Consider the following 907-nt stretch of genomic DNA (forward strand, 5'->3'; position numbering starts at 1 on the left):
ACGTCTGGACGACGGTGTCGGGGAACACGGCGACAGCGGCCTCGGGCAGGCCGGACAGGCCGTCGCAGCACAGGATCAGCACGTCGCGCACGCCGCGGTTTCGCAGGTCCGCGAGGACCTTCTGCCAGAACTTCGCTCCTTCGGAGTCCTTGATCCAGCAGCCCAGGGCGTGCTTGCGGCCATCGACGTCGACGCCGACCACGAGGTAGGCGACCTTGGTCGTGACCACGCCGTTGTCCTTGACCCGGATCCGGAGTCCGTCCACGTACAAGATCGGGTAGACCCTCGTCCAGGGGTCGTGACTGCCAAACCTTGATCTCGTCGGCGACGACGTCGGTCACGTTCGAGATCAGTTCCCGGGATGCCTGCACGCCGTAGACCTCTCGCAGGTGCGCCTCGATATCCCGAGTCGTCATTCCCCGCGAGTACAACGACAGAATCGTGTCATCCAGATTCCCGAGACGCCGGGCACGCTTCGGGACGATCGCCGGCTCGAACGAGCCGTTCCGGTCACGGGGCACCTCGATCTCGACCGGCCCGTTACGCGTCGACACCGTCTTCGTCGACGTCCCGTTCCGCGAGTTCCCCGTGCCCTGACCTTCCGGGTCACCCTTCTCATACCCGAGATGATCCGTCATCTCGACCTGCAACACCCGTTCCAGGACGGCTTTCGTCATCTGGTTCAAAAGGCCGTCGACGCCATCGATCGGGGTACCCGACGCTTTCGCGTCTTTCAGCAACGCGTCGATCGTTTCCGGACTGAATGCATCAGCGACTCTCTCCGCCGCCCGCTCGTCTGTCCGGATTTTCGCGGTCTGTGTCACTGGGTGTCCTTTTCCGACCTACCCGATCTAAGGTAGATCGATCATGGTCCACCTCCGGCTTACACGGATGGAATGACACGCCC

At 63.2% G+C, this 907-nt stretch carries 1 pseudogene; it reads right to left on the reverse strand.

What is annotated here, in order from left to right:
* Positions 1–806, reverse strand: a pseudogene (locus tag ND748_RS32930) (IS256 family transposase); the annotation flags it as partial.
* Positions 807–907 lie beyond the last annotated feature (101 nt).

It is taken from the genome of Frankia sp. AiPs1 (assembly GCF_023716945.1).
Classification (GTDB): domain Bacteria; phylum Actinomycetota; class Actinomycetes; order Frankiales; family Frankiaceae; genus Frankia.